Source organism: Pseudoroseomonas cervicalis ATCC 49957, from assembly GCF_000164635.1.
Lineage (GTDB): Bacteria > Pseudomonadota > Alphaproteobacteria > Acetobacterales > Acetobacteraceae > Pseudoroseomonas > Pseudoroseomonas cervicalis.
In genome coordinates, this window is sequence record NZ_GG770824.1 from 1 (window position 1) to 1,856 (window position 1,856).

General features: G+C 75.2%; 3 protein-coding genes. 1 reads left to right on the top strand and 2 read right to left on the bottom strand.

The features are described 5' to 3' along the window. Positions 1 to 642, bottom strand: a 642-nt coding sequence (locus tag HMPREF0731_RS19340; protein ID WP_007005898.1) for an FUSC family protein, incomplete at its 3' end; no start/stop codon positions are given. Further along, complete coding sequence (locus HMPREF0731_RS19345; RefSeq protein WP_051014831.1) at positions 642 to 1,019, bottom strand: MarR family winged helix-turn-helix transcriptional regulator; 378 nt, start codon at positions 1,017 to 1,019, stop codon at positions 642 to 644. The genes HMPREF0731_RS19340 and HMPREF0731_RS19345, both read right to left, overlap by 1 nt. A gap of 255 nt (positions 1,020 to 1,274) precedes the next feature. On the opposite strand from HMPREF0731_RS19345, the gene HMPREF0731_RS24545 reads away from it, so the two are divergent. Continuing rightward, positions 1,275 to 1,832, top strand: coding sequence for a DUF4142 domain-containing protein (locus HMPREF0731_RS24545; RefSeq protein WP_157136249.1), 558 nt, complete (start codon positions 1,275 to 1,277; stop codon positions 1,830 to 1,832). The last annotated feature ends 24 nt before the right edge of the window (positions 1,833 to 1,856 follow it).

Consider the following 1,856-nt stretch of genomic DNA (forward strand, 5'->3'; position numbering starts at 1 on the left):
CTGCTGGAACAGGGCGGCGAGGGCGGCGCCATCGCGCGCCACGCGGCGCCGCTCGGCGGCGAAGCGGTCCGGGTCGTGCGGGCGGGTCAGGCTGTCCTCGGCCAGCTGCGCCAGATCGGTGAGCCAGGCGCGGCTGGCCGCCAGCACCCGCGGCGCGCCCTGCTGCGGGAAGACCACGCCATGCATCAGCCAGGCGCAGAGGATGCCGAGCCCGATCTCGATCATGCGCGAGATGGCGGTGTCGAACACCGTGCCGGGCTGGTCGACGATGGGGAAGCAGATCAGCGCCGCGGTGTAGCCGGAGAGCATGAAGGCATAGGCGCGCGGCGTCGGATCGTAGAAGGAGGCGGCGAGGCAGAGGCCGAGCCACAGCGCCAGCACCAGCGCGAAGAGCGGCGGCGCCCCGACCAGCAGCGGCAGCATCAGGATGGAGAAGATGCCGCCGCACAGCGTGCCGGCCAGCCGCCACAGCGCCTTGGCGCGCAGCGCGCCGGAGAAGGGCTGCGCCACGATGTAGACCGTGGCCATCGCCCAGTAGGGGCGCGGCAGGTCGAGCGAGAAGGCGATCCACAGCGCCAGCGCCGCGGCGGCGAAGCTGCGCGCCGAATAGAGCCAGTCGGCGGGGGTGGGCAGGCGCGGCATCAGGCGAAGCCTCCCGGCGGGCAGCCGAGCTTCGCCGCCATCGCCTCCAGCACCCGCAGCGCGGCGGCAACATCCTCCGGCGCGCTGCCCGCCAGCAGCTCGGCGCGCAGCGCGTCCAGCAACGCGGCGGCCTGGGTGGCCATGCGGGCGCCAGGCTCCGTCAGATGCAGGCTGCGGGCGCGGCGGTCGGTGGGATCGGGGCGGCGCTCGACCAGGCCGGCGCCGGCCAGATGGTCGAGCAGCGGCACCAGCGAGGGCTGCTCGATCCCCATGGCCTGGGCCAGGCGGTTCTGGCGGCAGCCTTCCCCCGCATGGTCGCGCAGCAGCAGCAGCGCCGTCGCCGTGGCGTGGCTGAGGCCGAGGGGCGCCAGCCGCAGATCGGCCTCGCGCCGCTAGGCGCGGGTGACGGCGATGAAATGCCCGCCGAAGCGGCGGAGCAGGTCGGGCGAGGCGAGGCGGTCCATGCGGAACTACATAGGTTCCTAATAATGAGGGTCCAGTTCATCGCTGCCGCGTGGCGCGCATGGCTGGCGGGCCGTCGCCGCCGGGCGGCCGCCCATTCCGGCGCCGCGGGGAACCCCCGGGGGCGCGGACCGGTTGCGGTGGCAGGCAACCTGCCTGGGAGAGACAGCATGCAACGACGCGCGATGATGGGCGGTGCCATGAGCGGCCTGGCCGGGGCGGCCCTGCTGCCGCTGGCGGCGGGATCCGCCATGGCCCAGCCGGCCTCCGGCATGGCCCAGACCACGCCCCGGATGACGGCGCCGGGTGCGACGGTGAATGACGACATGGCGCCCTGGCGCATGCGGGTGCTGGCCGGCGGCGTCTTCTCGATGCAGACCAGCGCCCTGGCGGCCGAGCGCGCCCGCACCCCCTCGGTGCGCGCCTTCGCGCAGTTCGAGACGGCCGAGCAGGAGGGCATGCTGCGCGCCATGCAGCTGGCCGGCCTGCCGGTGCCGGCCCAGGTGCCGCTGCCGGGCGAGGCGCTGCAGGAGCTGCAGGCCATGCAGGCGCTGCAGGGCGAGGCGTTCGAGCGCCGCTACCTGGCCGGCCAGACGGCGACGCATGAGGCGCTGCTGCGGGCGCAGCAGGCGCTGCTGTCCGGCGGCCTGCCGGCCGAGCGGGTGATCGCCGCCCTCGCGGTGCCCGGCATCGAGCAGCACATCGCCATGCTGCGCGGCATCGGCTGAGGCCCGGCCCGGCCGCCCGCCGCC

What these genes read in the sequence shown, in the direction of transcription:
- HMPREF0731_RS24545 (WP_157136249.1), top strand. Translation starts at nt 1,275, where the DNA reads ATGCAACGACGCGCGATGATGGGCGGTGCCATGAGCGGCCTGGCCGGG.